The organism is Agarivorans sp. 1_MG-2023 (assembly GCF_030548385.1).
Taxonomy (GTDB): domain Bacteria; phylum Pseudomonadota; class Gammaproteobacteria; order Enterobacterales; family Celerinatantimonadaceae; genus Agarivorans.
Window position 1 is genome coordinate 279,500 of the sequence record NZ_JAUOSJ010000002.1, and the last position, 25,664, is coordinate 305,163.

23 protein-coding genes are annotated in these 25,664 nt (G+C 44.5%); 13 read left to right on the forward strand and 10 right to left on the reverse strand.

Annotated features, from left to right (window positions below; genetic code table 11):
- Window positions 1–116: 116 nt before the first annotated feature.
- The 3 genes from Q4592_RS03340 to Q4592_RS03350 all read left to right on the forward strand — a co-directional run bounded on the left by Q4592_RS03340 (window position 117) and on the right by Q4592_RS03350 (window position 2,585).
- Window positions 117–1,076 (forward strand): hypothetical protein, encoded by a 960-nt coding sequence (locus tag Q4592_RS03340; RefSeq protein ID WP_303509744.1) that lies wholly within the window; start codon window positions 117–119, stop codon window positions 1,074–1,076.
- A 151-nt stretch (window positions 1,077–1,227) separates the two neighbouring features.
- Window positions 1,228–2,070, forward strand: coding sequence for a nucleotide-binding protein (locus Q4592_RS03345; RefSeq protein WP_303509747.1), 843 nt, complete (start codon window positions 1,228–1,230; stop codon window positions 2,068–2,070).
- A gap of 74 nt (window positions 2,071–2,144) precedes the next feature.
- Window positions 2,145–2,585, forward strand: coding sequence for a hypothetical protein (locus Q4592_RS03350; RefSeq protein WP_303509751.1), 441 nt, complete (start codon window positions 2,145–2,147; stop codon window positions 2,583–2,585).
- Window positions 2,586–2,738: 153 nt separating this feature from the next.
- On the opposite strand, the gene rnr is transcribed toward Q4592_RS03350, so the two are convergent.
- Complete coding sequence (gene rnr, locus Q4592_RS03355; protein ID WP_303509754.1) at window positions 2,739–5,069, reverse strand: ribonuclease R; 2,331 nt, start codon at window positions 5,067–5,069, stop codon at window positions 2,739–2,741.
- A gap of 566 nt (window positions 5,070–5,635) precedes the next feature.
- On the opposite strand from rnr, the gene Q4592_RS03360 reads away from it, so the two are divergent.
- Window positions 5,636–6,472, forward strand: a complete 837-nt coding sequence (locus Q4592_RS03360) for a hypothetical protein (protein ID WP_303509757.1) — start codon at window positions 5,636–5,638, stop codon at window positions 6,470–6,472.
- Here Q4592_RS03360 and yjjX read toward each other — a convergent pair.
- The 3 genes from yjjX to Q4592_RS03375 form a co-directional block, all read right to left on the reverse strand.
- Window positions 6,458–7,000 carry an inosine/xanthosine triphosphatase gene (yjjX, locus tag Q4592_RS03365; RefSeq protein ID WP_303509759.1) on the reverse strand — a complete coding sequence of 181 codons (543 nt, stop codon included), beginning with the start codon at window positions 6,998–7,000 and terminating at the stop codon, window positions 6,458–6,460. The two genes, Q4592_RS03360 and yjjX, sit on opposite strands and share 15 nt — an antisense overlap.
- Window positions 7,001–7,093: 93 nt before the next feature.
- Window positions 7,094–7,840 (reverse strand): sugar nucleotide-binding protein, encoded by a 747-nt coding sequence (locus tag Q4592_RS03370; RefSeq protein ID WP_303509761.1) that lies wholly within the window; start codon window positions 7,838–7,840, stop codon window positions 7,094–7,096.
- 80 nt (window positions 7,841–7,920) lie between these two features.
- Window positions 7,921–8,280, reverse strand: a complete 360-nt coding sequence (locus Q4592_RS03375) for a hypothetical protein (RefSeq protein ID WP_303509764.1) — start codon at window positions 8,278–8,280, stop codon at window positions 7,921–7,923.
- 562 nt (window positions 8,281–8,842) lie between these two features.
- On the opposite strand from Q4592_RS03375, the gene Q4592_RS03380 reads away from it, so the two are divergent.
- Window positions 8,843–9,064 carry a hypothetical protein gene (locus Q4592_RS03380; RefSeq protein WP_303509766.1) on the forward strand — a complete coding sequence of 74 codons (222 nt, stop codon included), beginning with the start codon at window positions 8,843–8,845 and terminating at the stop codon, window positions 9,062–9,064.
- Window positions 9,065–9,089: 25 nt separating this feature from the next.
- Here Q4592_RS03380 and Q4592_RS03385 read toward each other — a convergent pair whose 3' ends face one another.
- The gene (locus Q4592_RS03385) at window positions 9,090–10,520 is read right to left on the reverse strand and encodes a PLP-dependent aminotransferase family protein (RefSeq protein WP_303509769.1); all 1,431 of its coding nucleotides are present in this window, start codon (window positions 10,518–10,520) and stop codon (window positions 9,090–9,092) included.
- A gap of 215 nt (window positions 10,521–10,735) precedes the next feature.
- Between Q4592_RS03385 and Q4592_RS03390 the strand changes: the two genes are divergently transcribed.
- Together Q4592_RS03390 and Q4592_RS03395 are read left to right on the forward strand one after the other, a co-directional pair.
- Window positions 10,736–10,996, forward strand: coding sequence for a DUF1127 domain-containing protein (locus tag Q4592_RS03390; RefSeq protein WP_303509772.1), 261 nt, complete (start codon window positions 10,736–10,738; stop codon window positions 10,994–10,996).
- A gap of 194 nt (window positions 10,997–11,190) precedes the next feature.
- Window positions 11,191–13,371, forward strand: a complete 2,181-nt coding sequence (locus tag Q4592_RS03395) for a di-heme-cytochrome C peroxidase (protein WP_303509775.1) — start codon at window positions 11,191–11,193, stop codon at window positions 13,369–13,371.
- 65 nt (window positions 13,372–13,436) lie between these two features.
- On the opposite strand, the gene Q4592_RS03400 is transcribed toward Q4592_RS03395, so the two are convergent.
- Together Q4592_RS03400 and Q4592_RS03405 are read right to left on the reverse strand one after the other, a co-directional pair.
- Complete coding sequence (locus tag Q4592_RS03400) at window positions 13,437–14,594, reverse strand: iron-containing alcohol dehydrogenase (protein WP_303510244.1); 1,158 nt, start codon at window positions 14,592–14,594, stop codon at window positions 13,437–13,439.
- Window positions 14,595–14,623: 29 nt separating this feature from the next.
- Window positions 14,624–15,313 carry a type 1 glutamine amidotransferase domain-containing protein gene (locus tag Q4592_RS03405; RefSeq protein ID WP_137672065.1) on the reverse strand — a complete coding sequence of 230 codons (690 nt, stop codon included), beginning with the start codon at window positions 15,311–15,313 and terminating at the stop codon, window positions 14,624–14,626.
- A gap of 163 nt (window positions 15,314–15,476) precedes the next feature.
- Between Q4592_RS03405 and Q4592_RS03410 the strand changes: the two genes are divergently transcribed.
- The 3 genes from Q4592_RS03410 (at window position 15,477) to Q4592_RS03420 (ending at window position 17,942) form a co-directional block, all read left to right on the forward strand.
- Complete coding sequence (locus tag Q4592_RS03410; protein WP_303509781.1) at window positions 15,477–16,394, forward strand: LysR family transcriptional regulator; 918 nt, start codon at window positions 15,477–15,479, stop codon at window positions 16,392–16,394.
- Window positions 16,395–16,530: 136 nt separating this feature from the next.
- A complete protein-coding gene (locus Q4592_RS03415; RefSeq protein WP_303509784.1) occupies window positions 16,531–17,427 on the forward strand; it encodes a DMT family transporter in 897 nt (298 codons plus the stop codon).
- Window positions 17,428–17,462: 35 nt separating this feature from the next.
- Window positions 17,463–17,942: a DUF1772 domain-containing protein gene (locus Q4592_RS03420; RefSeq protein WP_303509786.1), complete on the forward strand. Its 480-nt coding sequence runs from the start codon at window positions 17,463–17,465 to the stop codon at window positions 17,940–17,942.
- Window positions 17,943–17,988: 46 nt separating this feature from the next.
- Here Q4592_RS03420 and Q4592_RS03425 read toward each other — a convergent pair whose 3' ends face one another.
- Window positions 17,989–18,501: a lactoylglutathione lyase family protein gene (locus Q4592_RS03425; RefSeq protein WP_303509788.1), complete on the reverse strand. Its 513-nt coding sequence runs from the start codon at window positions 18,499–18,501 to the stop codon at window positions 17,989–17,991.
- A 94-nt stretch (window positions 18,502–18,595) separates the two neighbouring features.
- On the opposite strand from Q4592_RS03425, the gene Q4592_RS03430 reads away from it, so the two are divergent.
- From Q4592_RS03430 to Q4592_RS03440, 3 genes are all read left to right on the forward strand, one after another.
- Window positions 18,596–19,480 carry a LysR family transcriptional regulator gene (locus Q4592_RS03430; protein WP_303509789.1) on the forward strand — a complete coding sequence of 295 codons (885 nt, stop codon included), beginning with the start codon at window positions 18,596–18,598 and terminating at the stop codon, window positions 19,478–19,480.
- Between the two features lie 265 nt (window positions 19,481–19,745).
- Window positions 19,746–20,258, forward strand: coding sequence for a PEP-CTERM sorting domain-containing protein (locus Q4592_RS03435; RefSeq protein ID WP_303509791.1), 513 nt, complete (start codon window positions 19,746–19,748; stop codon window positions 20,256–20,258).
- Between the two features lie 92 nt (window positions 20,259–20,350).
- Complete coding sequence (locus Q4592_RS03440; protein WP_303509793.1) at window positions 20,351–20,977, forward strand: YiiX/YebB-like N1pC/P60 family cysteine hydrolase; 627 nt, start codon at window positions 20,351–20,353, stop codon at window positions 20,975–20,977.
- A gap of 141 nt (window positions 20,978–21,118) precedes the next feature.
- On the opposite strand, the gene Q4592_RS03445 is transcribed toward Q4592_RS03440, so the two are convergent.
- Both Q4592_RS03445 and Q4592_RS03450 read right to left on the reverse strand, forming a co-directional pair.
- Window positions 21,119–22,594 (reverse strand): efflux transporter outer membrane subunit, encoded by a 1,476-nt coding sequence (locus Q4592_RS03445; RefSeq protein WP_303509795.1) that lies wholly within the window; start codon window positions 22,592–22,594, stop codon window positions 21,119–21,121.
- Window positions 22,581–25,664 (reverse strand): efflux RND transporter permease subunit, encoded by a 3,084-nt coding sequence (locus Q4592_RS03450; RefSeq protein WP_303509798.1) that lies wholly within the window; start codon window positions 25,662–25,664, stop codon window positions 22,581–22,583. The genes Q4592_RS03445 and Q4592_RS03450 overlap by 14 nt, the downstream gene beginning before the upstream one ends.

Consider the following 25,664-nt stretch of genomic DNA (forward strand, 5'->3'; position numbering starts at 1 on the left):
TTAGAAAAGGTGATAGTCTGGTTTTCATTAAATGCGTGAAAGAGGAAAATTGGCTTGTTTAAAAAAGGCGGTTTTCCTTTAAGTTAACAGTTAACTGTTAGCTTTTAGGAGGAAACTTGAGCATTATTCAAAACGCCATAGACTCGATCCAGATTGGAATTGAAGACTATGAAAGTGACGATGACAGAAGAAGCGTTTCAGCTGTTAGAAATATTTCTGCGGGCATTCTTTTGCTCTATAAAGAGAAGCTTTGTCAATTGTCACCTGATGATAATAAAGAGCTATTAATCAAGCAGAATATTCGACCTGTTCAAAACGACGGTGGCGAAATTGTCTTTGAAGGGAAAGGTCATAAAACCGTTGATGTTCAGTCAATAAAGGAAAGGTTTAAAAGTCTAAAAGTTACTGTTGATTGGACGCGATTCGATGAAATAAACAAATTGCGTAATGATCTAGAGCACTACTACACCGCAATGTCTCCTGATGCTGTTAGAGAAATTGTAGCAAAGTCATTTCTTTTGATAAGAGATTTTCTTAGTGAGTATTTGGATAAAGACCCTCAGGAAACACTTGGAAGTCAATCATGGTCGACGTTGCTTGAGGTAAGTGACGTATATTCAGCTGAAGAAAAAGCATGTAAAGAATCAATTGATTCCATTGACTGGAAATATGACTCAGTAAAGGGATCACTAGATCATTTACGTTGTGAACAATGCCATTCATCATTAATACAGGCTCCTTATCATGACGATAATTACCCTACCATTAACTTAAACTGCAAATCGTGTAATCACGATTTCTCCTTTGATGATGTAGTAGAGCAATGTATAGATGACTCTTTGGCTGGCGAGGCTTATAGCGCCGCAAAGGATGGCGAACAATCACCCTATGACCGCTGTCTTGAATGTGGCAAAAGTACTTTTATCCTAAGCGAAGGTTGCTGTGTCGTATGCGGCTATCAAATGGAATACACAAGCTGTGAGCGTTGTGGTGAGGTTTTAGGTCTTGAAGATCAATACAATGAAGGTAAGTGTGGCTATTGCCAGTATCAGTGGGAAAAGATGATGGTGGAATGAGCTAACAAGTTTGTGAACTCGGACAATTTTAAAGCGCGACTTTTTGTGGTGGCTGGACCACTTTATCACGAGAAATCTACACTTTAAATTTTCCGGTTACAAAGGCGTTAGTGCTGTGCATCGTTCGAATAAGTAAGGAAGTGAAATTGAAATGAGAAAACCCAGAATTTTTATTGCTTCAGCGGTCGAAAGCCTTGATGTAGCAGATGCGTTCAATGTGAACCTAGATCACCAGGCTGAAGTAACAGTTTGGAAACATGGTTTCAATCTTTCACAGAATACCATTGACTCCTTAGTCAAAATGGCAGAGTCAGTTGATTTTGCTATTTTTATATTTACGCCTGATGATATTGCCCAAATCCGAGATCAACAAAAGCATATCGTACGAGATAATGTAGTCTTTGAGCTTGGCCTTTTTGTTGGAACACTGGGGAAAGAAAGGTGCTTCATTGTTAAGCCTAGAGATACTGATCTACATTTTCCTACAGATCTTTTAGGGCTTACTCCTGCAGATTATAATGGTGAAAGGTCTGATAGAAATTTGGAAGCCGCTGTAAATCATCCTTGCGTGCTCATTAAAAAGGAAGTAGCAAGTTTAGGTTTGCTTTCTCAAGAGCTAGATATTCAAAAAACTGCTCGTAGAAAGGTTGGGTATGACTACAAGCTAGGGGATGTAGAGCATCGTTTATTAGCAAAAGTGCTTGAAAGTTATGCTAGTTCTCCAGATGGTGTATCTGTTTGGAGTACATTTAATGACCTAAATGATATTGAGCAAGGAATTTTGAGTTTGGCGGCAATTAAGCTCGAAAGATTAGGATTTCTAGATAAGAATATTGCAATAGATCATGAGTACAATGACAGTGAATATTTTGCGTTCTCGATATCAGCTGATGGTATAGATTATTTACTAGAAAATGAGGACTTGCTCCTTAAAGCAAATAAGAAAACTCAAGCTCCAGCACCTCAAAAATACGATAAAAGTATTCCTTTCTAAACTTAACGCTAACAAGAGCCAGTTTTTTCTGCTGCTGAGGCGGGCGTTATACGTACATGGACTAGATGGATAACATGGAAAAAATACTAACAAATCTAAATGATCCAGCTTGGTGGTTCACTGGAGTTTTCTTTGGCTTGTTACTTAAATTTGCTCCAATGGCTTTTTTGCATTTAAGAATGAGAGCCGGTAAAGGCCTGCGCAAATTTTTCAGAGGTCGTAGATACAAATACAAACGATTCTTGAAAGAAAGTCGACACAATATAGCCGCTGTAAACCACCAGACTGCCAAATCCCACGCTTATTTCCAGATGTTTGTGATTACATGCGCTCTATACCTTGTCTGGTATGTAGCAGGCCCTCTTTTTCAGATACAAAAAGCCAGTTTAATTTTGTTCCTAATTTGTTTATTGCCAATGTACACAGTGCAGGTTTATTGGATGCTTCAAGAGGGAAGGGCTAAGGATCTTGTGGCTGAATATGGCAAGGTACGTATAACAAATAAATCATACTAGTGCTTGTCGTTTTGCTCCTCGCGGGGACAAGTGCCAAGACGCGGTGGAGCCACTGCACCTGCCCATTTACAGGGCGTTAATACTGCCTTATGACTTGATAGCGCAGAGAAAGCTCTCACTAAGGCCATTTCTAGCCTTAGTGAGATAAAGCCTTTAAGCGACTTTCTTAGCTTTGCTTTTAGCTTTGGCTTTTTTCTTGGGTTTACTGAAGTTGCTCGCGCTGGCGATATCACTTGGCACTAACTCAATTTTGCGTTGTTCCATATCTACGCGGGCTACTTTCACCTCAATTACATGGCCAATGCCAAAGCTCTTGCGGCTGTTTTCGCCAATTAAGCGTTGTTTGTTTGCGTCGAAGTTATAAAAGTCGCCAGCCAGTGACGAGATGTGCACCACGCCTTCTACTGCCATATCTTTTAGTTCTACATACAAACCAAAGTTGTTTACGCCGCTTACAATGCCTTGGAATCTTTCGCCCACTTGGTCTTGCATGTATTCACATTTAAGCCAAGCATCTACGTCCCAACTGGCGGTGTCGGCGCGGCGAGCCACTAAAGAACAGTGGTCGGCCAGCATTAACATTTGCTCTGGGCCGTATGGGTAACTGTTTGCAAGCTTAAGAGGCGCAGCGCCGTTTACGCGGCGAACCGGGTCTAGGCCTTTACCGCTTAATGATTTAAAGGTGCGCTTAAAAATGCTGCCGCTTTCTTTACTGCGAATAATCGAGCGAATAGCACGGTGTACCAGTAAGTCTGGGTAGCGGCGAATTGGCGAGGTAAAGTGAGCGTAAGCATCAAATGCTAAGCCAAAGTGGCCTTCGTTTTCTGGGGTGTAAATAGCTTGGCTCATAGAGCGCAGCATCACCGTTTGAATAATGCTGGCGTCTTCTCGCTCGCCAATACTGCTAAGTAGCTTGTTGTAGTCGGCTGGCGTAGGTTTGTCGCCACCGCCTAAGTTCAAACCTAGTTCGGCTAAAAAGCTACGCAAACCCTTGAGTTTTTTCTCTTTAGGGCCTTGGTGTACCCGGTATAAAGCCGGAATTTTTAGCTGTTCTAAGAAACGTGCCGTGGCAACGTTGGCGCACAACATACATTCTTCAATCAGTTTGTGGGCGTCGTTACGTACTAGCGGAACAATCTGCTCAATCTTACGTTCGCTATTAAATTCAAAGCGGGTTTCTTGGGTTTCGAAATCAATGGCACCGCGCAGTTCACGCGCCTGTTTCAATACGCCATACAAACGGTGTAAGTCTTGTAGGTGTGGCAGTACCTTGGCAAACTCTTTACACAGCTGTTGGCCTTGCGCTGAGTTGGCTTGCTCTAACATTGCGCCCACTTGGGTGTAGGTGAGGCGGGCATGTGAGTGAATCACCGCTTCGCAAAACTGGTAACTGGCCAGCTGGCCTTGGGCATCAATGTTCATTTCGCAAACCATCACTAAACGGTCAACCTGAGGGTTAAGCGAACACAAACCATTTGAAATGGCTTCGGGTAGCATTGGCACTACGTGGCCAGGAAAGTACACCGAGGTGCCGCGTTTTTGCGCTTCAATATCTAAGGCGGTTTCTGGCTGAATGTAATGAGAGACATCGGCAATGGCTACCGATAAACGCCAGCCACCGTTTGTGCTTGCTTCGCAATAAACTGCATCATCAAAGTCTTTGGCGTCTTCGCCGTCAATGGTAACAAACGGCGTATCGCGTAAATCCACTCGATGCAGCTTGTCTTGTTCGGCCACTTCTGGGGCTAATTTAGCCGCTTGAGCCAGTGCTTCTTCTGGCCATTCAAAAGGAATTTGATGGGTGCGAATCGCAACATTGATTTCCATACCCGGTGCATTAGGGTCGCCAATTACTTCACTAATGTGGGCAATGGCGTTATCACGCTTGTGCGGGTAGCTGATGAGCTCGGCACTCACGTATTGGCCGTTGCTGGCACCAAGGGTTTGCGCCGCAGGTACATCAATAGTTTGGGTAATGCGTTGGTTGTCGGGCTGAACACTGTAGCGGCCATCTTGCTCTACAAAACGACCAATAATGTGTTGAGTATTCTTCTCAATAATTTTAACCACGCGCGCTTCTTCACGACCACGGTTGTTAAAACCATTTGGCAAAGCTTGAATGATGTCGCCATCAAATACTTTGCTCATTTGCGAGCTATGCAATACAAAGTCGGTGTCGTAGCCTTCGCATTTTAAAAAGCCAAAGCCTTCGCGGTGACCAATTACGCGGCCTACTAAGTATTCGCTGTCGTCTACTGGCCAGTAATTGCGTTTGCGGTCGCTATGTAGCTGGCCGTCGCGGCTCATGGCAATTAAGCGGCGGCGCAATGCTTCTAAGTCTTCTTCTGAGCTTAGGTTTAGGGCTGCGGCAAGTTGTTCGCGATTAAGCGGTTTTCCTTGTTGATCGAGCAGCGCAATGATGGCGTCGCGATCAGGAATGGGGTTGGCATATTGTTGCTCATTAGAGCGTGAGTGTTTACTCATAGTTATTGTTCTCTGTTAATCGGGCCAATAACCTTGCTCTAGGGAAATCATGAAATGTTCTTTTAATGCAGTTCAGATATAACTCTCAAGGTTTTTAGGCCAATGCGCTCGTTTATCGAGTCGCTAAAATAAGGTGTGATGATGAACGCTACAATCTGGGGTTCACTCATCACGGTGTTTGCCTGACTTATAAGCTGGTTTTATGACAGCACTATGACAAGCAAAGTAATAATTGCCTGAGGGCAAGATTGGAAAAACAAGCTGGAATTTAAAACGACGGAACGAAGCTTAATTGAAGGCAAGCTAATGCGGAGTTCAAAAAATAGACTGATTTTCTAATGGCCGCCACTTTATAGAATTGTGAACGATTGTCAACTTATATAGCCGAGCAGAGCAGTAAAGGAGCTAAACCTTCGCCGTCTCTCACTCCCTTTCTCTTAATTGAGTTATTTAATATCTAGCTCACATTTTGTTCAGCTTGTATTTGTCCTTTTAATTTGTGTGGTTACTATTCGCTCGCTTAAAGAAAATAAAAACAACATAAATGTAAACATGCGGGAATCAATATGAGAATCACAATCGCGGCGCTAGCACTGCTGCACTTTAGTGGGCAGGCTACCCCATATAGTAGCAATGTAGACAATGATTATTATCACCATGATGTGAATGTAATACCGACAGCTAGGGATCACAATGATGGTGTCCCTGATCTTTTTGATGCCATGAATATGTTGCTTGGTACTCGCTACCAAAGTAATGCTGAGTTAGATAATCGCTTCGTGGCTAACGATCAATTATTTGTGGGCGAAGGCTCGCAAAGCGTCGCGTTAGTGGGGTTAACAGCAGGTAACCATAATACGCTTGGTATTTATACCGATGTAGGCGTTGGCCAAGAAAAAACGGCCATTTTGCCTTCTAATCCACATTATGGGTTTATGGGGGACGGTTCAGCTAACCAGCCTTTTGCGGGGGTAAGCCTAGACATAATGGGTGAGTTTGGTTGGTATTTAGAACAAAGCGGCCCGGTAACATATTCTACTTTTTATTCAGAAAATCAGTTAAACGGAGGCTGGGATCATACTATGACGTTTGCTATTCCTGAGCTTAACGGACAATCACGCTATTTAGATCTCGGTGACGGTATTATTGAATACACCTTCTCCAACGCGTATTTAATTGGCTGGGAAGATCTTCCCTTTGGTTTTTTTGAACCTGATATGTTGGGGGATGATGATTACGACGACTTGATGTATTTAGTCGATTTTAAACCCGCTTCAATCAATAAACCGGTAGACGTATCGGAGCCGTTATCGGGCGTGTTGTTGGCTAGCGGTTTATTGGGATGTTGCTGGCAGCGAAGTAAGCGCCGCATACTGCGTTCTTTTGCCTTACCTCGCAAATAAATCAGCATGCGCAAACTTTACTAAGGCCAGCGTTAAGGCGTGTACGTAGTTGTCTTCGCGGGTGGCTAAGCCGTTGGTGAGTAGGCCAATGGCGCCGCCTTTTTGCTTAATGTTATGTGTATTAAATAACTTATCCATAAGTGGGCCAAGTTCTTCGCCTTGCTCAAGTGCTTGGTAAACACTAGCAGGCAAGGGCATGTTAGCACCGCGGCCCACAGCGGTTTGTTGGCTATTGGCTATGGCAACAAACGCAAAGGTAGCGGGGCCATCTTCAAACATATCAACGCCGCCCTCTATCGCTGCGTAAATGTCTGCATGTTGTTGCTGTTGGCAGTAGCGTAAACGATTTACTGCACCGTCACGCGTTTGCTGAGTGGTCATGGGTTGCTCGGGCACTTGCGAGGGCGCATCAATACCTTGGCAATCAATCTCGGCATCTGGGTAATACAAGGCTAGTGCCTTAGCTACCGCGCGTACTTTAACGGGGTTGCGAGAACCTACGATGACTTTGAGTGAACGTTGAGACATAACAACTCTATAAATAACGACAATTAGGCAGCTGATGCTAGCATATTTAGAAGCTTAAATGTGCTAGCAAATAAAGCAAAATAGTCTGGGAGATTAACTGTTTAGTTGATCGGTAATGCTGCTACAGGGGACTCGTGAGTCAATAATTCTGCCGTCACGCGAAGGTGTATTTCCTGGCCGAATGTCCCATTCTAGTTGGTACTTTTGATTAATTAACTGCACCAATTGATAAAACGACAAGCCCTGCTCATTACCACCTACATGGTAAACCCCAGCTTGGCCTTGTTCAGCTAACTGAAGCAAACATGCCATGCTGTGCTCAACATAGGCCACTGCGGGCAGCCATTCAGTGCTGGCTTCTAAATAGCCTTTCTGATTATGCATATCTCTAACATGGGTGAGTAGGTTGTCTTGTTCAAAGGTGTCGAACATTTGCCAGCCTAAGCGGGCAATAATGGTATGTGGGTTGGCTTGCAGCGCGGCTTGCTCGCACACTATTTTGTAGCGACCGTATTCGTTGTCGGCATCTGCTGGGTGGTCTGGCGAAAAAGGGCCAATGCTGTTGGGATTAAATACACTCTCGGTGCTGGTAAACAGTATGTTTATCTTTAGCTCTAAAGCAATGCCTGCCAGCATGGCTAGCCAATCTTCTGAGCCGGTGGCTAGATGGAAGATAGTGTCTATTCGGTTAGCCCGAATATAAGCGATTTGCTGGTCACGGTTATTAATGTCGAGCTGTTGGCGATCAAAACCGAATACTTCAATGCCCTTAGCCAGTAAGGCTTTTTTTAAGTAAGGGGCGAGTCGACCGTGTAAACCTGTTACTAAGGCGCGTTGCATTGCACTGTTTCCCATTCGGTAAGTTAAATCGATTATGCGATGTGTGCAGCGCAACTGCCAGAAAATTATAGTGGGCTTCTTTACTTAGCTAAAGAGGCAACCACACCTTCAACTTTGTCTTCTTGTAACCAGCTAATACAGTAACGAATAGAGCCAGAAGGCGGAATGTTTTGGGTGCCTAGTTCTACTTGGGCATACACGGTTTCAAAAAAGTTAGTGGGTAATACGCTGTATTGGTAAAACACGTCCATTTCTTCCCTTAAACCATTGAGCGTAATGCTTGGTGTAGGCTCAATTTTGGCTTGAATATGGTACATGCACGCAGCAAAGGCATAGTTTTTAAGGGCGGGTAACTCTGATTCATCGAAGGTTTCTGCCGCGAGGCTGGTGTTTGCGCTTAGCAATACCAGTGTGGCACTTACAATATGCTTTAAATTCATTATTACCTTAGGTATTTAGTCGCGTAAGCCACTAAATAACATTCAATTCCATTTTAAGTGCTTGAAAAATTATATTAAGACTAAGATCTTGTCAAATTGAGAAGCCCTAAATAGGCAGGATTAATTAATAAGTGATTACTTAGATTTATAATTTCTGTATTTTTGTTAATGCTTATAGTGATTACTGTACAAATATTGCTAAGTATTTATTTATGACTACCCCTCTGAAAACGTTTACTTGTTTAAATTCATCTAAGCTTTTGTTTTATATGATTTAATTGTTTTTTGTTCGATTTTTTTGAGATCAAGCTTTTTTGATTAAATAGTAGTCACTTAAACCTGTTTTTTAATAAAAAATTTGCCGCTGTTGAAATCGATGTCATTTATATATATCGCTAAATAGTTAATTTAAACAGGCAAAGAATAAAGTGGTAACGTCTTTCTTTTTGTTTTTGCTAGTCTTTATGAGGCCTTAGGATGATTTTTCGTAGATTGAACTGATTCAATTAGATGGTATAAAACCGCAGAAATTGGATTTATCAATAATTGTAAGAGGAAAATCATGCGCAGTGTTTTAGTGAGTGCATCAGCAGTAGTAATGGCGTTAAGTGTAAGTTTACCGCTAGTTGCGGCAGAGGAACCTAGTAGTAAACCGGCCTTAAGTGAATTCGACAAAAACGCCGAGTTTTACCACAAAAGCTTAGTGAAAGATGGTTACCGTTTCGCTTGTCGTGTACACGACGAAAACGGCAAATGCACTAAGTTACAGTGGAAAAAACTGTAAGCTATGCGCAGCGAGGTTAAGCCCTTTAACCTCGCGTTGTTGCCTGCTTAAGCAATATTTTGGCTTGCTCGCCAATAAGCTTAATGGCTTGCTCAATCCGTTCGCTAGGAGGGTTGGCATAACTTAATCGCAAACAGTTTTTATATTTTCCCGCCGCCGAAAACAAACTGCCCGCCGCAATACCAATATGAAACGGCTTTAAGTTGTCGTTTAGCTCTAAACAGTTTATCTGCTCAGGTAGCTCTACCCATAAAAAGAACCCACCTTTAGGGAAGCTCATTTTACTGCCGTTAGGAAAATAGCGTTGTACCCAGTGCAACATAAGATCTCGCCGCGCCTGATATTGCTGCTTAGACAACCTTAAGTGTTTCTCGTAATAACCTTGCTCAATAAAGTCGGCCACCGCTAGCAGAGGCAAACTATTCGCCCCCAGCGAGGTGATAAATTTTAAGTGAGTAAGTAACTGCCCGTAACGCCCAGGTGCCACCCAGCCAACTCGAAGGCCTGGCGCAATGGTTTTAGAAAAGGATGAGCAAAACAACACACGCTCTTGGGTATCGTAAGATTTTAAGCTACGCGGCCGCGGCGTTTGGTAAAAACCATCACCGAGTATGTCATCTTCGATGATGGCAAAATCGTATTGTTCTGCCATCTTCAAAAGTTTGAGCTTGTTCTTTTCAGGCATCACATAACCCAAAGGGTTATTAGAGGTAGGAATAAGCTGTAGCACCTTAATTGGCCATTGCTCTAACGCTAGCTCTAGTGCTGGCAGGCTAATGCCTGTTTCCGGATGAGTGGGTATTTCTAGTACTTTAAGCTGATTAGACTGAATCGCTTGCATGCAGCCATAAAAATTGGGTGAGTCTATCGCAACAATGTCGCCAGGCTGGGTGAGCGCTTTTAAGCTCAATGATAGGGCTTCTTGGCAGCCTGCTGTTATTTGAATATTGTCGGGGTGAATATGACAGCCTGAGTGTTGCATTAAGCGGGCAATTTGTACTCTTAAGGCAAATAACCCATTCCCTTTGGAACAACTAAATACCTGCTTGCTTTGATATTTAACACTGTCGATTAGCAGTTTTTGTAAGGGTTTTAAGCTGGCAAATTCGGTGTCTGGCGAACCACGGCCCAAGGCTAAAAAGTGGCTGTTGCTTTCGTTCATGGTTAGGTCTAACACTGCTTGCCAATTATCAATAGGGACTGGCCGTTGTTCTGGTTGGCTGGTTTCTAGTAGTAGTGAGGTATTAGGCGGTTGCTGAACATAATAACCAGATTTTAGCTTGCTGCGCACGAAGCCTGCATCTTCTAACAGTCGGTAGCTTTCTTGTACCGTTGAAATACTTACCCCTCGCGTTTTGCTCATTTCACGAATTGAAGGCAGCTTTTGTCCCACAGGGTAATAAGCTTGATTGATTTGATCTTTCAGTTCTTGGGCAAATTGTTCATACAGTGTCATGGGCGCATCCTTAGCCGCAATATCCCTCAGTAATAACACATCAAAATACAGATTGGAAAAAAACCAAATTAAGCAGTACAGATCAACCTAGACCAAGCATGACAGATGCACTTTTGGCGCGTCTGTCATGCTAAAACATTGTTATTCTGAATCTGTACGCTTGCTTGCACAAAATTTAAGCTGTTTAGGCCGTTAACGGAATAAGGAGCAAGCCAATGTTGGTGTTAAACAAAGTAAATTTGAGTATTCGTCGTCTAGTTAAATGTCTCGCTCTGTATCGCGCACGCCGCCGCAGTCGCCAAGCATTATTAGGCTTAAGTGATGAGCTGTTACGCGACATAGGGATTACCCGTGCTCAAGCGTATGCCGAGGGAAATAAAGCATTTTGGCAAAGTGGTACTCAGGCCAAGCGGAGCAGTGAGAAGTACAGCAAAACTCAATCTTTTTTTGCGCTCAAAAAACGCATTACTCGTTAACGCGTGACTTTGGAGCTGGTGAGCCAAGCCTTATCTGAGTTGTTGAAATGCTAAGGTTGCGGTAGCGCTGTGCAAGCAGCGTTACACAACGAAAGTAGCAAATACTGACACTGCGCTTATTAAGCTTACAATATTAAGTTAAATCTTCTATGGTTTATGGACTAGAGCCCTTCAAGGAAGAAAGGAATCAGGTCATGAGTGTTGTTGCCCCTGCTATTACTCGTCAGTGGATTATTCGTTTTATTGTTGCCGCTATTATTGTTGTGTTTATCTTTGTTCTGGCAGTGTTAAGCAGCGACAAAGTGAAAAGCATTGTAGATACCTTAACCCCGCCTCATTTACCCGAATTACAAGTTACTCATCGTGACGGCTCTTGGCTTGAGCAATATTGGCCTGATCAAAATTGGGGAAGCAAAGGGAAGTATGTGAGTGAAGATGCCAAGAAATATCATCATATCTCTCAAGGCACACGCACCATTCCTATTCCCTATCACTGGTTTGTTGAGTTAGAGCAACCCAGTAGCTCTATCTGGTCTTTTTTGCTTCTCAACAGTTTCTCCGACAAGGGCTTATTTACCGCCAATGAGTTTTTACTTCGTTTTGGTTTTATTCGCTCTGAAGCAGACAAGTTTAACCCCGATGGTTTACCTATTGGTTTTGCGCGCTCTGACTCAATTACTTTGCCGGGTTACCCCACACGAACTGTAGGAGTCGGCTTTACCTGCGCAGCTTGCCACACCGGGCATTTTATCCACGGTGAAGGTGAGCATAAGGTTGAGTACGTGATTGATGGGGCGCCAGCGACTACCGATTTAACCTTGTTAACCAGCACACTTGCCGCGGCGCTTGGCCAAACCGCGCTGTCGAGTAAAATTCCCTTTTTTGATGGACGTTTTGATCGCTTCGCTCGTCGCGTATTAGGCCCCGCATACAGCCCTGCAACTAAACTCAATTTAGCCGATGAGTTGGCCAGTATCGTTAGTGCCAGTGCTGGGAATACCGATATTATTGATGTTGATGAAGGTTTTATGCGCTTGGATGCACTAAATCGCATTGGCAACCAAGTGTTCTCCGAAAATGTGAATCGTCGCGATAATTACCACGCCATCAATGCGCCGGTTAACTATCCCCATTTATGGACTGCGTCTTGGTTTGATTGGGTGCAATACGATGCTTCCATCATGGGGCCGTTGATTAGGAATGCGGGTGAAGCCATGGGCGTTAACGCCTATGTCGATATGCAAAGTTCGCTTGATGACCAGCGTTTCTCCTCGTCGATTCCTATGCAAAACTTAGTGTGGTTAGAAGATTTTTTAGGGGGGAGTCAGCCTAATCCGATTGATGGATTCTCTGGCTTGCAAGGGCCCAAGTGGGAGTTTGGCGCAATTGATAAAGCAAAGGCTGAGCTTGGTGCTTCTTTGTATCAATCAAAGTGTCAGGGCTGTCATCTTCCTGCCTTAAATACGGAGCAGATATGGCAGGAACAATACTTTTCTCCCATTGTTTATCAGCATCAAGGTGTGCCGCGAGAAACCAAAGAAAAAGTATTAAAGCTTAATTTGATTCAACTGTCGCAAGTGGGGACAGATTCTGCGCAGGCAGATGTATTAGCGCGGCGAACCTTGGGCACTGCTGGCGTGGCAAATGTACCCGCTGGTGAGGTTATTCCCGGTTTAGGTATTGACCAAGTGATCTGTGGTGAAGATCCTAATCAGCTCTATGCGGCGCAACAAACTGACCAATTTGCCTATGGCGAACACGGGGCATACCGCGGGCCTTTAGGGCAAGAGCTCTCGCTAACAACGCTGGTGGATCTGCCCGTTAAAGACGGCGGCAATATACTGTTTGGCCTTGCGTTGGGGGCAATTGTGCAGCAAACCATTGATGCTTGGTTTAAGCAAAATGGATTGAATGATCCTGCGTTACAAGCCAAGTTTGAAGGTGGCCGACCAAACTGCATTCGCGCAACTTCAGGATATAAAGCTCGCCCACTAAATGGGGTATGGGCCACCGCGCCTTTTTTACACAATGGGTCAGTGGCTACATTGCGAGATTTGCTCTGCCCGGAAGGTGGTCAGCGCGCTAAATACCTACAAATGGGCAATATTGCTTTTGACTCGATAAACGTGGGTTTGTTGCAGCCGAAAGGTTTTGCAGAAGAGGCAAAGCTTACCCTTAAACGCGGGCAGAAATACACGCAAGACGGTTACTTTGTGTTGGATACATCGATACCGGGCAATCACAATAGTGGCCACCACTTTTCCGACCAATACGATCCGAAAAAACATTATTTGAATCAAGTGACTGGTGCGATAGGGACGGCGTTTACTGCAGAGCAATGTGACGCGATGATTGAGTATCTTAAAACGCTTTAAACCGATTAATAAATACAAAAAAAACAGGGCGCTAGCGCCCTGTTTTTAAGTGATGAGGATTGTTTTTATAAAGCCGCGTTAAGAATGTTGCGGCTAACCTCTAAGGTCGTTTGCTTGTCTTCGCCCAAGGCTACCATTTGGTGTTGTTCCAACTTGCTCAACAATACTTCTACGTCGCTAGCGCCTAAATCAATATCGCTTAATCTCACTGGTACTTGCATGCTGCGGAAGAACGCTTCGGTAGCGGCAATTGCGTCGTTGATGCGTTGTTCGCTGTCGCCTTCGTTTATGCCCCAAATACGCTCGGCATATTGCAGTAATTTGTCGGCTTTGGCTTCACGACGAATCTTCATCACTGCTGGTAAGGTGATAGATAAACTGCGCGCGTGGTCTACGCCGTAGGCGGCGGTAAGCTCATGGCCTAACATATGGCTAGACCAGTCTTGCGGCACGCCTGCGCCAATTAGGCCATTTAAAGCCATGGTGGCTGCCCACATAATGTTAGCGCGTACTTCTAGATCTTGAGAGGTTTCAGCGACGAGTGCTTTTGGCCCTTCTTCAATCAACGTTAGCAAAATCCCTTCAGCAAAACGGTCTTGAATTTTTGCGTTTACTGGGTAGGTAAGGTATTGCTCCATCACGTGGACAAAAGCATCAACTACACCATTGCTTACTTGGCGAGGTGATAAACTTAAAGTCACACTAGGATCTAGTACCGCAAACTTTGGTCGCACCGCTAAGGCGTAAAAAGGCAACTTAGTACCATCGCGCGTTACTACCGCGGCAGGGTTAGTCTCTGAGCCTGTTGCTGGCAGAGTTAACACCGCCCCCAAAGGCAGCGCTGATTCAACTGGGTGTTGTTTGGCAATAATGTCCCATGGGTCGTCACCTTTATACTCAGCAGCTGCGGCAATAAACTTACTGCCATCAATCACTGAACCACCGCCTACTGCCAGAATGTAGTCTAAGCCTTCAGCCTTTATTTGCTCAACCGCGCGCATTAAGGTGTCGTAACTTGGATTAGGTTCAATGCCAGAAAACTCAGACCATTGATGATTCTCTAAGGCTTTAGCAACTTGGTCGTAGACCCCGTTACTTTTGATTGAGCCACCGCCGTAGGTGACGAGCACCTTAGCGTTAGCGGGAACCTCTTGGCTTAGAGACGCTATTTGTCCTTCACCAAAATGAATCTGGGTGGTGTTTTGAAACGAAAAGTTCAACATCATAATTCCTTAAAAAGGTGAGAGGGAAATTAGGCGAACTGTTGCAGTAATTTTTCTGCTGCCATTTCCGACGAGGCCGGGTTTTGTCCGGTAATCATTAAACCATCTTGTACCGCAAATGGGCTCCAGTCGGCAACGGATTGGTAATCAGCCCCACGAGCCTTCAATTCGTCTTCCAGCAAAAATGGTACAACTTCGGTGAGTTGCACGGCGGCTTCTTCGCTGTTAGTAAAACCCGTTACAGCCTTGCCTTTAACTAGTAATTGGCCGTCAGCTTGTTTAACGTTAAGCAGTGCAGCGGTAGCGTGACATACTGCAGAAACCGGTTTGTTTTGCTGGATAAAGCTTTCAAGCAAAGCGATAGATTGTGGGTTGTCGGTTAAATCCCACAACGGGCCATGACCGCCAGGGTAGAATACTGCGTCGTAATCGCTCGCATCAAGGTCTGCTAACTTTAGGGTGGTTGCAAGCTGTTGCTTGGCAGCATCGTCGTTGTCGAAGCGGCGTGTTGCGTCGGTTTGAAAATCTGCAAGTTCGCTGCTTGGGTCAATCGGTGGTTGGCCACCATTTGGAGAAGCTAAAGTAATTTCTGAACCAGCATCTAAAAACACGTAGTAAGGGGCGGCAAATTCTTCTACCCAAAAGCCTGTCTTGTGTTCGGTATTACCCAGTTGATCGTGAGAAGTTAGTACCATCAAAATCTTTTTTGCTGCGCTCATCTGTTTATTCCTTAATTTGCTTTTAGCTGATTGGCTACCGCCAAATACGGTAGCGATGGAAGCAGTGTAGACCCCAAGTTTGAATGCGACAATGCAGATTAAATAGACATGATTGGTAGAATAATTGATACAATGCAGCTGATGTAGTTGGTGAGGGTTTGATGTGAGCGTTTCTTTTGAGCAATTGAAAAGCATGGTGGTGTTTGCCCAAGTGGTGGAGCAGGGCAGCTTTAGTGCTGCAGCTAAGCAAATAGGCATTACTCGAGCAGTAGTGAGCTACCACGTTAAAAAGCTGGAGCAGCATTTAGGTGTGAGTTTGCTTAACCGCTCTACCCGCAGTTTGCATTTAACCGAAGCGGGTGAGCAGTATTATCAGCGATGCCACAATATTGCTGAGCAAGCTAAAGCTGCTAACCAGCAAATGGAAAACATTAAACAAGAGCCTGAAGGTTCGCTTAAAATTTCTTGCCCGGTCAATGCGGGCCTGCAAACCATTGTGCCTGCACTTAATCTATTTCGAGCTTTGTACCCCAAAATCAACATTGAACTGGTATTAAGTGATGAGGTGGTAAACGTCATTCAAGATGGTTTTGATTTAGCCATTCGCGGCGCCGAACTAGAAGACTCTGGTTTACAAGCGTCCAAACTCACGACTTTAAAGACCTGCTTATGTGGCTCGCCTGATTATTTGAACAAACAGGGGCGCCCCCAGCAGCCAGCAGATTTAGACGCCCATCAATGGGTCATTTATACCGCAGGCTCTAATACTTTGCAGCTAACTAAGGGGTCTCGGTCTTTTAGTATCAAAACCAAGGGTGGTATTAGCACCAATAATGCAGCAGCCAGAACCGCTTTTATTGAAGGTGGGCACGGTTTAGGGCGGGTGCCCTTATATGATGCATTGCCAAAGATTAAAACGGGCAATTTAGAAGTATTGATGAGTGATTATCAGTTGCAAGATATTGATGTTTACTGCGTATTTCCAAAAGGGGCCACTAGCTCTAAAAAGCTGCGTTTACTGATTGATTATTTAAAGCAGTATTTAGCCAAGCAGGAGCAAACCAGCAATTTATTGCAATAAAGTTAGCGCGAGTACGCAACTCGCTAACACTATTCATAATGATTTTTAGTTGCGCCATGTTGATGCTTGTTTAAAGCCTTGTTGCGGCTAAGCGAGTTGCGTAGGCTTTAGCTAACATTAACAACTGAGTGCCATAGTGTTTTTTATTATTGCCTTAAGCGCCACCTTCGCTTACGCCTTGCAAGGCGTATTAATGGCCAAAGTATATCGCCAGTCAGACCCACTTAGCGCAGTAGCCTATCGCGGGCTAAGTTTATTAATTAGCATGTCGCCTTTATTGTTATTAGTACCGCGCTCGGCTTATGCAGATTTTGTTGGTCAAACGGGATATTTAGTCTTGGCGGCGAGTTTGGCTGCCCTAGGTAATTGGGCGAATGCCATTGCCTTTGTGCGTTTACCTGTTGGCATTGCTAGCGCCTTATCTATGGCATTCACCGCGTTATTTGTGGCCTTGCTGGGGCAAGTTTTTCTTGATGAACGCTTAAGTGCTCAGCAATGGTTAGTGGGCGGATTGACCTTGGTGGCAGTGTTGCTATTGGGCGCTAGCCAAGCTCGGCGAGCTAAACACGTTGCGCTGCAGGCTTCCCTTCAATACAAACCGTTAGTGGGAATATTGGCGAGTGCCGGTTACGGCGCGTTAATGTCTTGCGCCTTGATATTGGTGGCCAGTATGTCGCGTTCTAGTCATCCTTTTTTAGTGGGTTATGCTTGGGAGGTGATGATTGGGGTCATGGCCATGTTAATGGCATTTGGCCGCGGTTTGTTTACCGTAAACAACGGTTTTCAAGGCATTAGTTTTACCCACTTTAAACAGATTCTTATTTATGCGTCACCTACAGTGATCGGCACGGGGTGCTACGCATTAGCGATGACTCTCGGCCCGCTGGCCATTGCTGCGGCAATATTAAGCACGATGATGGTATTTAGTATGGTGTTGGGTTTATGGCTATTGGGGGAGAAACCAAGCACTAAACAATGGTTGATGATGAGCCTAGTGTGCTTGAGTGTGATTGGCTTAAAATTGGTGGCCTAGGGTGTCAGTTTAAAGCAAACAGCTAAGGGAAGAACATGACAAACGGAGAATACTTTTTGCTGTTGTTAGCAGCAATAACTAGCGGCGTAGTAGCTGGGATCTTTTTTGCTTTCTCCAACTTTGTGATGCCAGCTTTAGCAAGACTAACCAATGAGCAGGGTTTAGCGGCAATGCAAAGTATTAATGTTACCGTGCTAAACCCTGGCTTTTTTATGGTGTTTATCGGGAGTGCGCTGTTAAGCCTAGCAAGCCTTATTTGGCAATTTACGCTTGCCGTAAACATTAATTATTACGCAGTTGCGGCGAGCTTAAGTTACTTAATAGGCTGTTTTGCTGTTACCGCTTTGGCTAACGTACCTCGTAATAAGGCTCTAGCGCTTATTTCTAGCCAGACCGCTGTGAGTACCGAAGATGCGCAATATTGGCGGACTTACCTGCAGTCGTGGACTGCCTGGAATCATCTACGAACGGTGGCGTCAGCGATGGCGATGTTGCTGTTTATCTTCGCGCTATAAAAAAGCCTTAATCAAGAAGATAAGGCCTTAGTCGATTCAAGTTCACTTATTTGTAAGCGCCTGCGGCATAGTTTAACTCATAGCTATGGCTATAAATTTCTAAGATGTTACCAAACGGGTCTTCCATATAAATCATGCGGTAAGGCTTCTCACCTGGGTAATAGAAACGTGGTGCTTTCATGCGTTTTTTACCGCCCGCAGCAACAATTTTCTCGGCCAATTCTTCTACATTTGGATCTTGTACACAGAAGTGAAAGATACCGGTTTTCCAGTATTCAAAGTTGTCTTCAGGGTTTTCTTGATTGTTGAATTCAAACAGCTCAACACCGATACGATCACCCGTAGATAGGTGGGCAATACGGAATCTTTGCCAACCACTGCCAAATACGTCGGTACACATTTCACCAATCGCACTATCGTCTTCTGTAATTTCGGTCGGTTCCATAATTAGGTACCAACCCAATACTTCGGTATAAAATTTTACAGCGGCTTCTAAGTCTGGCACTGAAATACCAATGTGCGAAAAAGTACGTGGGTAAGGGTTGTTAGTTAACTGCATGTCTAGCTCCACCAGTGATTTGATGGTTTAAGTTTAGTGCGGCATAATAAAAACATTAAATTATCTTTAATTATTAAATTGATAAGATTTTATTATGATTAATTTAGACTGGTTGCAAACCTATTGTACGTTGGTTGAGACAGGGCATTTTACCCGAACGGCCGAGAAGCTGGCGATGACACAGCCAGGTGTTAGCCAACAAATACGTAAACTGGAAGATCATTTTCAAACGCCTTTGCTGCAAAGAGAAGGCAAAAGCTTCAACTTAACGGAAGCGGGCCACAAGGTCTATCAGCAAGCGCAGGTAACTCTGGCCCAACTGAGTGGATTAGAGGTGAGCCTAAAGCAAGATGATCCACATACTGGCTTATGTAGAATTGCCAGCCCCGGCAGCTTAGGTTTAAAGCTATACCCCAGTTTATTGGACTTACAACAGCAGCATCCTAAGTTAGTATTTGACTATCAGTTTGCGCCTAACGCACGAATTGAGCAGCTATTGGCAGAACGCCAGTTAGACTTAGGCTTTATTACCCGCCCTTCGCAGTTGAGTGAGTTAAGCGCACAAGTTTTTGCCAAAGAAGCACTACTGCTGGTGACCCCAGCCAGTTGTAATAAGCCCAACTGGCAAGTCTTACAAAACTTAGGTTACATTGATCATCCAGATGGTGCTCATCATGCAAATTTGTTGTTGTCGGCTAACTATCCCGAGTTTGAACAACTTGAGCAATTTAGACTTCAAGGCTTCTCAAACCAAATTTCCCTGATCTTAGAACCAGTGTCTCGAGGCTTAGGTTTCACAGTATTACCAGCCCATGCCGTGGCCGCTTTTGCTGAGCCCAGTAAAATAGCCATTCATCACTTAGCTAAGCCAGTAGATGAGACCATTTACCTAGTGCAGCGTCGTTATCAGCAATTGGCTAGCCGTTTTAACTTGGTGTCACAAATTATGCAGCAGGGCTTAACAGCGAACGATAACTAAGCAAGTTGAACAAAGAGTGACTTACATCACATTTAGGTGCCCGTTCACCTTAAGCGGTATTTTTTTCAACAGTTGAACTATTAATTATTGATTAATAAGCATTTTGTTTAGTTAGGTTTACATTTTAGTGTCAGCTATTTTTACATATATCAACATTAGATTATTGCTTTTAGATTTAAGTCTTTGTAATTAAAGGTGTTGATATATAGGACTATTTTTTGCATCCCTGCGCGGGCAATGACCAAAATAGCAAGGAAAGCGGAAAGTGAAATTATTACAAAAAATAACAATATCGAGCATGCTTTTATTAAGCATGGTGTTTTCTCAACAATCAGCAGCCACGGTGATCGCACTAGATCCTTTGGAAGATGTGATTGTAACCAGCGACATTTTTGATTGGGTATGGGCTTCACCTTGTTCAGGTGGCTGTAGCCAGTTAGTCGATAACTGGGAATATGCAGGCGGGCTTTACGATGATGCCTTAAATGCAGCTTTAGGTGTAAGCATTTGGCGTTTTGCCAGTGTAGAGGAATTTGCCAATATTCCAGCCAAAAGCTTGTTTAGCGTTGATGATAAATGTGCAGCGCAATACTTCGATAATAGATATAGCCACTGTGACTACGGTAACCCTATCGAACGCTTACCAAACGGCAGTTTTCAAGAAACCTTATTGGTTCGTTTTAACAATATCCCGTTAGCGGCACAAGTCAGTGAACCAGCAAGCCTAGCAATTATGTTGTGTGGTTTATTGGGTTTGGCGTTGCGTCGCCGCACTTAATGAGTATTTAGTTAGCTCCACCTTTAGATTTATTGATTTAAGCCTGCATCATTGCAGGCTTTTTATTTTTATCATATAAATCTGCATTAAGGATGATTTGGAGAGCATGGAATATGCTGGAGCGGCAGCAATTAGCTAAGCGGCTAAAAACTGGGGATTTAGTCTTTTTTTCGGGTAAAGGCTTAAGCAGTGACATTATTCGTTACGGCACGTTTAGTAAGTGGAGCCACGTGGGTATGGTATTGCAGTTAGACCAATACGACTTTACGACCATGTGGGAAGCGGTTCCCGGCACTGGCGAGCAATGTCTCTATAGCCAGCAACTCAGCAATGGGGTGCAAGTGGTAGCTTTACATGAAAGAGTGAAAAAACACTTTGGCAGTATTTCAGTTCGCCAACTGATGGGTGGCGAGTTAGCAGATGTAGCAATTGCTGAACTCATGAGCTTACTAGAGCGCTTAAAAGGTCGGCATTACGAACAAAGCTTTTGGGAGTTAGCACGCGCTGGCTGGCAGGGGCCTTTTGGTGAAAACCAAGAAGATTTATCGTCGTTGTTTTGTAGTGAATTAGTAGCAGCCGCCTACCAATGTATGGGCTTGTTGGGTGGGGATAAACCCTCTAATGAATATACGCCAGCTAACTTTTCTGAAGACCAACTTACTCAACTAAATAATGGCTTTTATCTTTCTCAGGAAGTTGATCTTTTTTCTACGGATTAACCGGCTTGGCGTTTTGACCAAGCATTGGAACCTTCTTGGTTAACGGCTTTAACAGCCCTTGAAAAAGGACGCCTTGGGAAGAGAGAGTAAATCGAGAACAGCTACTCCAGGAGTGATACCAAGGCGTCAAAACAGCTTTAATTAGTTAAGTGACCAATCGCCTCCTAGGCTTTTATGTAAACCCACAATGGTGTTAGCGGTTTGAAGTTTTGCCAGTATCTGCGCATCTTCTAGTAGGTTTTGTTGGCGCTGTGCATCAAGCACTGCTAAGTGATCAATTAGCCCTGCGCGATAGAGCGAATTTGCTTTGCTTAATGCAAGATCTGCCTGAGCACTCGCCTGTTCTATGTTGCTAGCAAACTCTTGGCTATTGCCATAGGCCATTAACATGGTTTCAACTTCGATAAAGGCTGAGTTTACCGATTGTTGGTAGTGAAGAGCGCTGTTGTTGAAACGCTGCTGTTGCATTTCTACCATTGCCTCGTGGCGTCCACCATCAAATAGGGTCCATTGCACGCCTACGCTGGCTAACCAAGCACCGGAATCGGCTTTGAATAAATCATCAAAGTTTTTAGCACTTAAACCTGGCCCACCGGTTAAGAAAAAGCGCGGGTAGTTTGATACTACTGTTGCCGCCAGTTCTTGGTTTACTGCTGCCATTTCTCGCTCTGCAATACTAATATCTGGGCGTTGAGTGAGTAAATCTGATGGTAATCCAACCGGGATTAAACCATCAAATGTTGGCAGCTTTTGTGGCTCTGCAAGTTGCGCAGTAAGTTGCGAAGGGCTTTGACCCAGAACCAGTGCGATACGATTTAAATGCACGTTCTCAGCACTATTAAGCTGCGGTAAAGCAGCACGGCTTAAGGCGAGGGCACTTTGCGCTTTGGCTACATCTAGCTCCGAGCCATAACCACTCGCGGTCAGCGATTTCACTAACTTAAGCACCGTTTCTTGTTCGCTAATATTACGTTTTGCAATGGCTATACGCTGTTGCGCGCCGCGATATTGTAAGTAGTTATTAACGATTTCGGCGCTAACCAAGGTATGCATACCTTGGTGGTATATTTTGGCTTGCTCTCCACGAATTTCTGCGGCGCTAACTTGCTTGTTAATGCGCCCGAACAAATCCATTTCCCAGCTCACATTTGCCCCAGCAAAAAAGCCGCCGTTTTGCCGTTCAAGTAAATCCAGTTGGCCACCGCTTATTGGATTGTCTATGCCAAAGGCTGGGCCGGTTAAGGGGCCATTTTTACTCAGTTGATAACTGGTGTAACCGCCGCCTAAGCTAACAGTGGGCACTTTAAACGAGGCTACAGCACTGCGGTAAGCTTGCGCTGCTTGAATACGGTTTGCCGCCATTTTTATATTCAAGTTTTGCTGCTGAGCCTGCTCAACCAAACTGTTCAAGATGGGGTCATTAAACTGGTGCCACCAACCAGCGGTCACCGTTTGCTGATTGTCAATTTGATTCGCTTGCTGCTTAGAGTAGCTGCTGTCCATTTCAAGATCGGGCACCTGATATTCAGGTCCCATAGAACACGCACTCAGCATTGCCGATACTACCAATAAAGACAGCTTGCTGAGCTTATGAGTAGGTAGATTAGTTGTTTTCATGATTAAGCTCCGAACAAGGTTTAGCTTCAAGCTGTGCTTGAGTTTGTGGCTCTTCACGATAAAAAATGCGATACCAAGCAGGCATAATAATTAGCGATAAGAAGGTAGCTACGACGAGGCCACCAATAATAATGGCTGCCATTTGGTCGAACAGGCGGTCACTTAATAGCGGCACCATACCTAATGCAGTGGTTAATGCACCCATAGAGATAGCCATTGTTCGGTTTAGGGTCGCTTCAATAATCGCATCACCAATACTGCGGCCTTGTTTGCGCTCTAATTCAATTTGGTCGATCAGCACAATGCCGTTTTTGATGATCATTCCCGACAGGGCAACTGCACCAGTTAATCCCATAAAGCCAAAAGGTTTATCGAAGAGAAACAGTGTCCAAGCACAGCCAATGGAAGCCAATGGAAGGGTAATGAGGATGATTGCAGGTTGCTTAAGGCCGTTAAACAAAGCCACCATAATGATTACCATCATTAACACTGCTTTTGGGATTTGCTTTAGGGTATCGTTAAGCGCTCGTTGCTCATCGTAGTATTCACCACCCCATTCAAAGCTATAACCATATGGCAGTTCTATCGCCAATATTTGCTCTGCTAGGTCTTTACGCACGTCTGATGGTGTTTCTCCAAATACCGCTGCTTGAGCAGTGATAATAGGCACACGGTTACGACGCCAAATAAGGCTTTGCTCTTCACGCATTTCAAAGCCGTCTACTACTTGGCTTAGTGGTACGCTGTGTAAACCTAACAAAGAGCGAACTGGTAGGTTTTCTAGTTGAGCAATATCGGTATTAGTGCTTTGTAGTTTGATAGGCAAGGTTTCGTCGCCTTGGCGTAATGCACCTACCACTACGCCGCTCGAGGCGCGTTGAATCGCTATTGCAATATCGCTGCGGTTGATGCCGGCTCTGCGCATTTTATCTTGATTAGTAATAGGCACTAACTGCTTGCTCGTTTGACGCCAATCATCCCTTACATATTTGGTATTTGGGTGAGCTGCAAAAATGGCTTGAGCTTCGCCAGATAAGCCTTGCAATACTTGCGGATCAGGCCCTTTAAAACGAGCTTCAAGCGCAAACTTGTCTTTAGTGGCAAGTTTTAAATCTCTAAAGCGTGGCTCTGCATTAGGGAATTGCGTTAATAACCAACGGTCGCCACGCTCTACCAATGCTTGAATAGAGTCAAAATCGCGTGCGTTGATTAGAATTTGGCCGTAGCTGCTGTCGAACGGTTCTGGTTCAACAGTTACCGAGAACCGTGGCGCGCTGGCACCAATGTAGCTTGAAATGCCGGTGACTTCAGGTTGCTGCAATAACCATTGTTCTATTTTTTGCATGTCGCGCGACACTACTTCAGTTTGCCCACCGTTAGGCAGCCAATAATCCAAAAATAGGATGGGTCGGTCCGAGCCAGGCATAAAGTTAATGGCAATTTTAGGCACAACTAATGCGGTGACTAGCAAAGCTGGTATCACTAAGGCGATAGCGCTAACAGGTTTGGCCACAACCCAAGAAAGTGCACGGCGAGACAGCTTGCTTATCTTAGGTTCGTCTTGGCCTTCTTGGCCGGGTTTGTTTTTGATAAAGGCCCAACACATTAATGGTGTTAAGGTCATTGCCACTAGCCACGATAACAACAATGAGCTGCACAATATCTGAAATACCGAGATAGAAAACTCAGCCGCATCGGTTTGCGAAAGCAATACTGGCGTCGCGCCCATAATGGCAATAACCGTAGCTGCAAGCAGTGGCACCGAGGTTTCTTTTACGCTGCTGGTGGCCGCTTGATAGCGCTCCATACCTTGAGCAAGTTTAGATTTGAACATATCGGTAATCACAATGGCATTATCTACCAGCATACCGAGGGCCAAAATAAATGATCCAACCGAAACGCGTTGTAAATCAATGCCAGCAATTAGCATGTAAATCAGTGTAACCAGCAGGGTAATAAGCAAGCTGCTGCCTACAATGGCTGCACTGCGAAGCCCCATGAAAATCCACAGCACGGCAACCACAATCACAATACTTTCAACTAAGTTAGTCACAAAGTTATTGATAGATTTTTGCACTTCATCTGGTTGAAATGCGATGGTGCCAATCTCGGTGCCTACTGGTAGTTCGTTGGTGTAATCACTCAGTACTTGTTTTAAGGCATCACCTAGCTCTACAACATTGATACCGTTCACTGGACTCACTGCAACGGTAATGGCTGGTTTGCCATTAAAGCGGCTTTGCGAAAGGGCGGGTGTTTGATAGTCAAGGTACACATCGGCGATGTCGCCAAGGCGAATTAGGCCTGAGCCTAAGTCGGCCACACCCGATTTAAGCAAAAAGTTTTGAATGTCGCTAACGCTGCTAAAAGTACCGCTTTGGGTCACTCTAATTCGTTCTTCGCCTAGCTTGAAGCTACCAGAATCGAGCACCATGTTTTGGGTAGTAAGCTGATTAAAAATTTGCGCACTAGACAGTTTATGCTCGGCCAAGCGTTCGCTGGGTAAATCAATAGTTACGATTTGCTGGGCTGCCCCATGTAACTCAACTTTCTTAATCCCTTCAACGGCTTTTAAGCGGCGCTGAAGTTCTTTAGCGTGGTGTTTTAGCTCTGCCGGGGAGGTGTCTTCACCGTAAACCGCAAACAGCATGCCGTATACCTCAGAGAACTCATCTTGCACAATGCTGATTTGCGCACTCATTGGCAGTTCGAGTTTTACGTCGTTTACTTTACGGCGCAATAAATCCCATTGCTGAGGCAATTCTTCTGAAGAGGTATTCTCTTTAAGATCAACAAAGATCATCGAGCTACCAGGGCGGGAGAGGCTACGTAACTTCCACACTGAGCCCATTTCTTGTAGTCGAGTCTCAATTTTGTCGGTGACCTGCAGCTCCACTTCCTCGGCTGAGGCGCCAGGATATAGGGTTAACACTACGGCGCTTTTTACGGTGAACGAGGGATCTTCTAGCTTCCCTAAACCGATGTATGAACCAATACCGGCGATGATACATAACACGGTAAAAAAGCATACAAAGGTACGTTGCCTAATGGCGAATTCAGCTAAGTTCAT

Bases quoted from the DNA above. Each gene is read 5' to 3' on its own strand.
- Q4592_RS03425 (WP_303509788.1), bottom strand. From the start codon at position 18,501: ATGCAGTTAACTAACAACCCTTACCCACGTACTTTTTCGCACATTGGT.
- Q4592_RS03370 (WP_303509761.1), bottom strand. From the start codon at position 7,840: ATGCAACGCGCCTTAGTAACAGGTTTACACGGTCGACTCGCCCCTTAC.
- Q4592_RS03440 (WP_303509793.1), top strand. From the start codon at position 20,351: ATGATTTGGAGAGCATGGAATATGCTGGAGCGGCAGCAATTAGCTAAG.
- Q4592_RS03400 (WP_303510244.1), bottom strand. From the start codon at position 14,594: ATGTTGAACTTTTCGTTTCAAAACACCACCCAGATTCATTTTGGTGAA.
- Q4592_RS03450 (WP_303509798.1), bottom strand. From the start codon at position 25,664: ATGAACTTAGCTGAATTCGCCATTAGGCAACGTACCTTTGTATGCTTT.
- Q4592_RS03395 (WP_303509775.1), top strand. From the start codon at position 11,191: ATGAGTGTTGTTGCCCCTGCTATTACTCGTCAGTGGATTATTCGTTTT.
- Q4592_RS03420 (WP_303509786.1), top strand. From the start codon at position 17,463: ATGACAAACGGAGAATACTTTTTGCTGTTGTTAGCAGCAATAACTAGC.
- Q4592_RS03405 (WP_137672065.1), bottom strand. From the start codon at position 15,313: ATGAGCGCAGCAAAAAAGATTTTGATGGTACTAACTTCTCACGATCAA.
- Q4592_RS03390 (WP_303509772.1), top strand. From the start codon at position 10,736: ATGTTGGTGTTAAACAAAGTAAATTTGAGTATTCGTCGTCTAGTTAAA.
- Q4592_RS03350 (WP_303509751.1), top strand. From the start codon at position 2,145: ATGGAAAAAATACTAACAAATCTAAATGATCCAGCTTGGTGGTTCACT.
- Q4592_RS03430 (WP_303509789.1), top strand. From the start codon at position 18,596: ATGATTAATTTAGACTGGTTGCAAACCTATTGTACGTTGGTTGAGACA.
- Q4592_RS03360 (WP_303509757.1), top strand. From the start codon at position 5,636: ATGAGAATCACAATCGCGGCGCTAGCACTGCTGCACTTTAGTGGGCAG.
- rnr (WP_303509754.1), bottom strand. From the start codon at position 5,069: ATGAGTAAACACTCACGCTCTAATGAGCAACAATATGCCAACCCCATT.
- Q4592_RS03380 (WP_303509766.1), top strand. From the start codon at position 8,843: ATGCGCAGTGTTTTAGTGAGTGCATCAGCAGTAGTAATGGCGTTAAGT.
- Q4592_RS03385 (WP_303509769.1), bottom strand. From the start codon at position 10,520: ATGACACTGTATGAACAATTTGCCCAAGAACTGAAAGATCAAATCAAT.
- Q4592_RS03375 (WP_303509764.1), bottom strand. From the start codon at position 8,280: ATGAATTTAAAGCATATTGTAAGTGCCACACTGGTATTGCTAAGCGCA.
- yjjX (WP_303509759.1), bottom strand. From the start codon at position 7,000: ATGTCTCAACGTTCACTCAAAGTCATCGTAGGTTCTCGCAACCCCGTT.
- Q4592_RS03445 (WP_303509795.1), bottom strand. From the start codon at position 22,594: ATGAAAACAACTAATCTACCTACTCATAAGCTCAGCAAGCTGTCTTTA.
- Q4592_RS03345 (WP_303509747.1), top strand. From the start codon at position 1,228: ATGAGAAAACCCAGAATTTTTATTGCTTCAGCGGTCGAAAGCCTTGAT.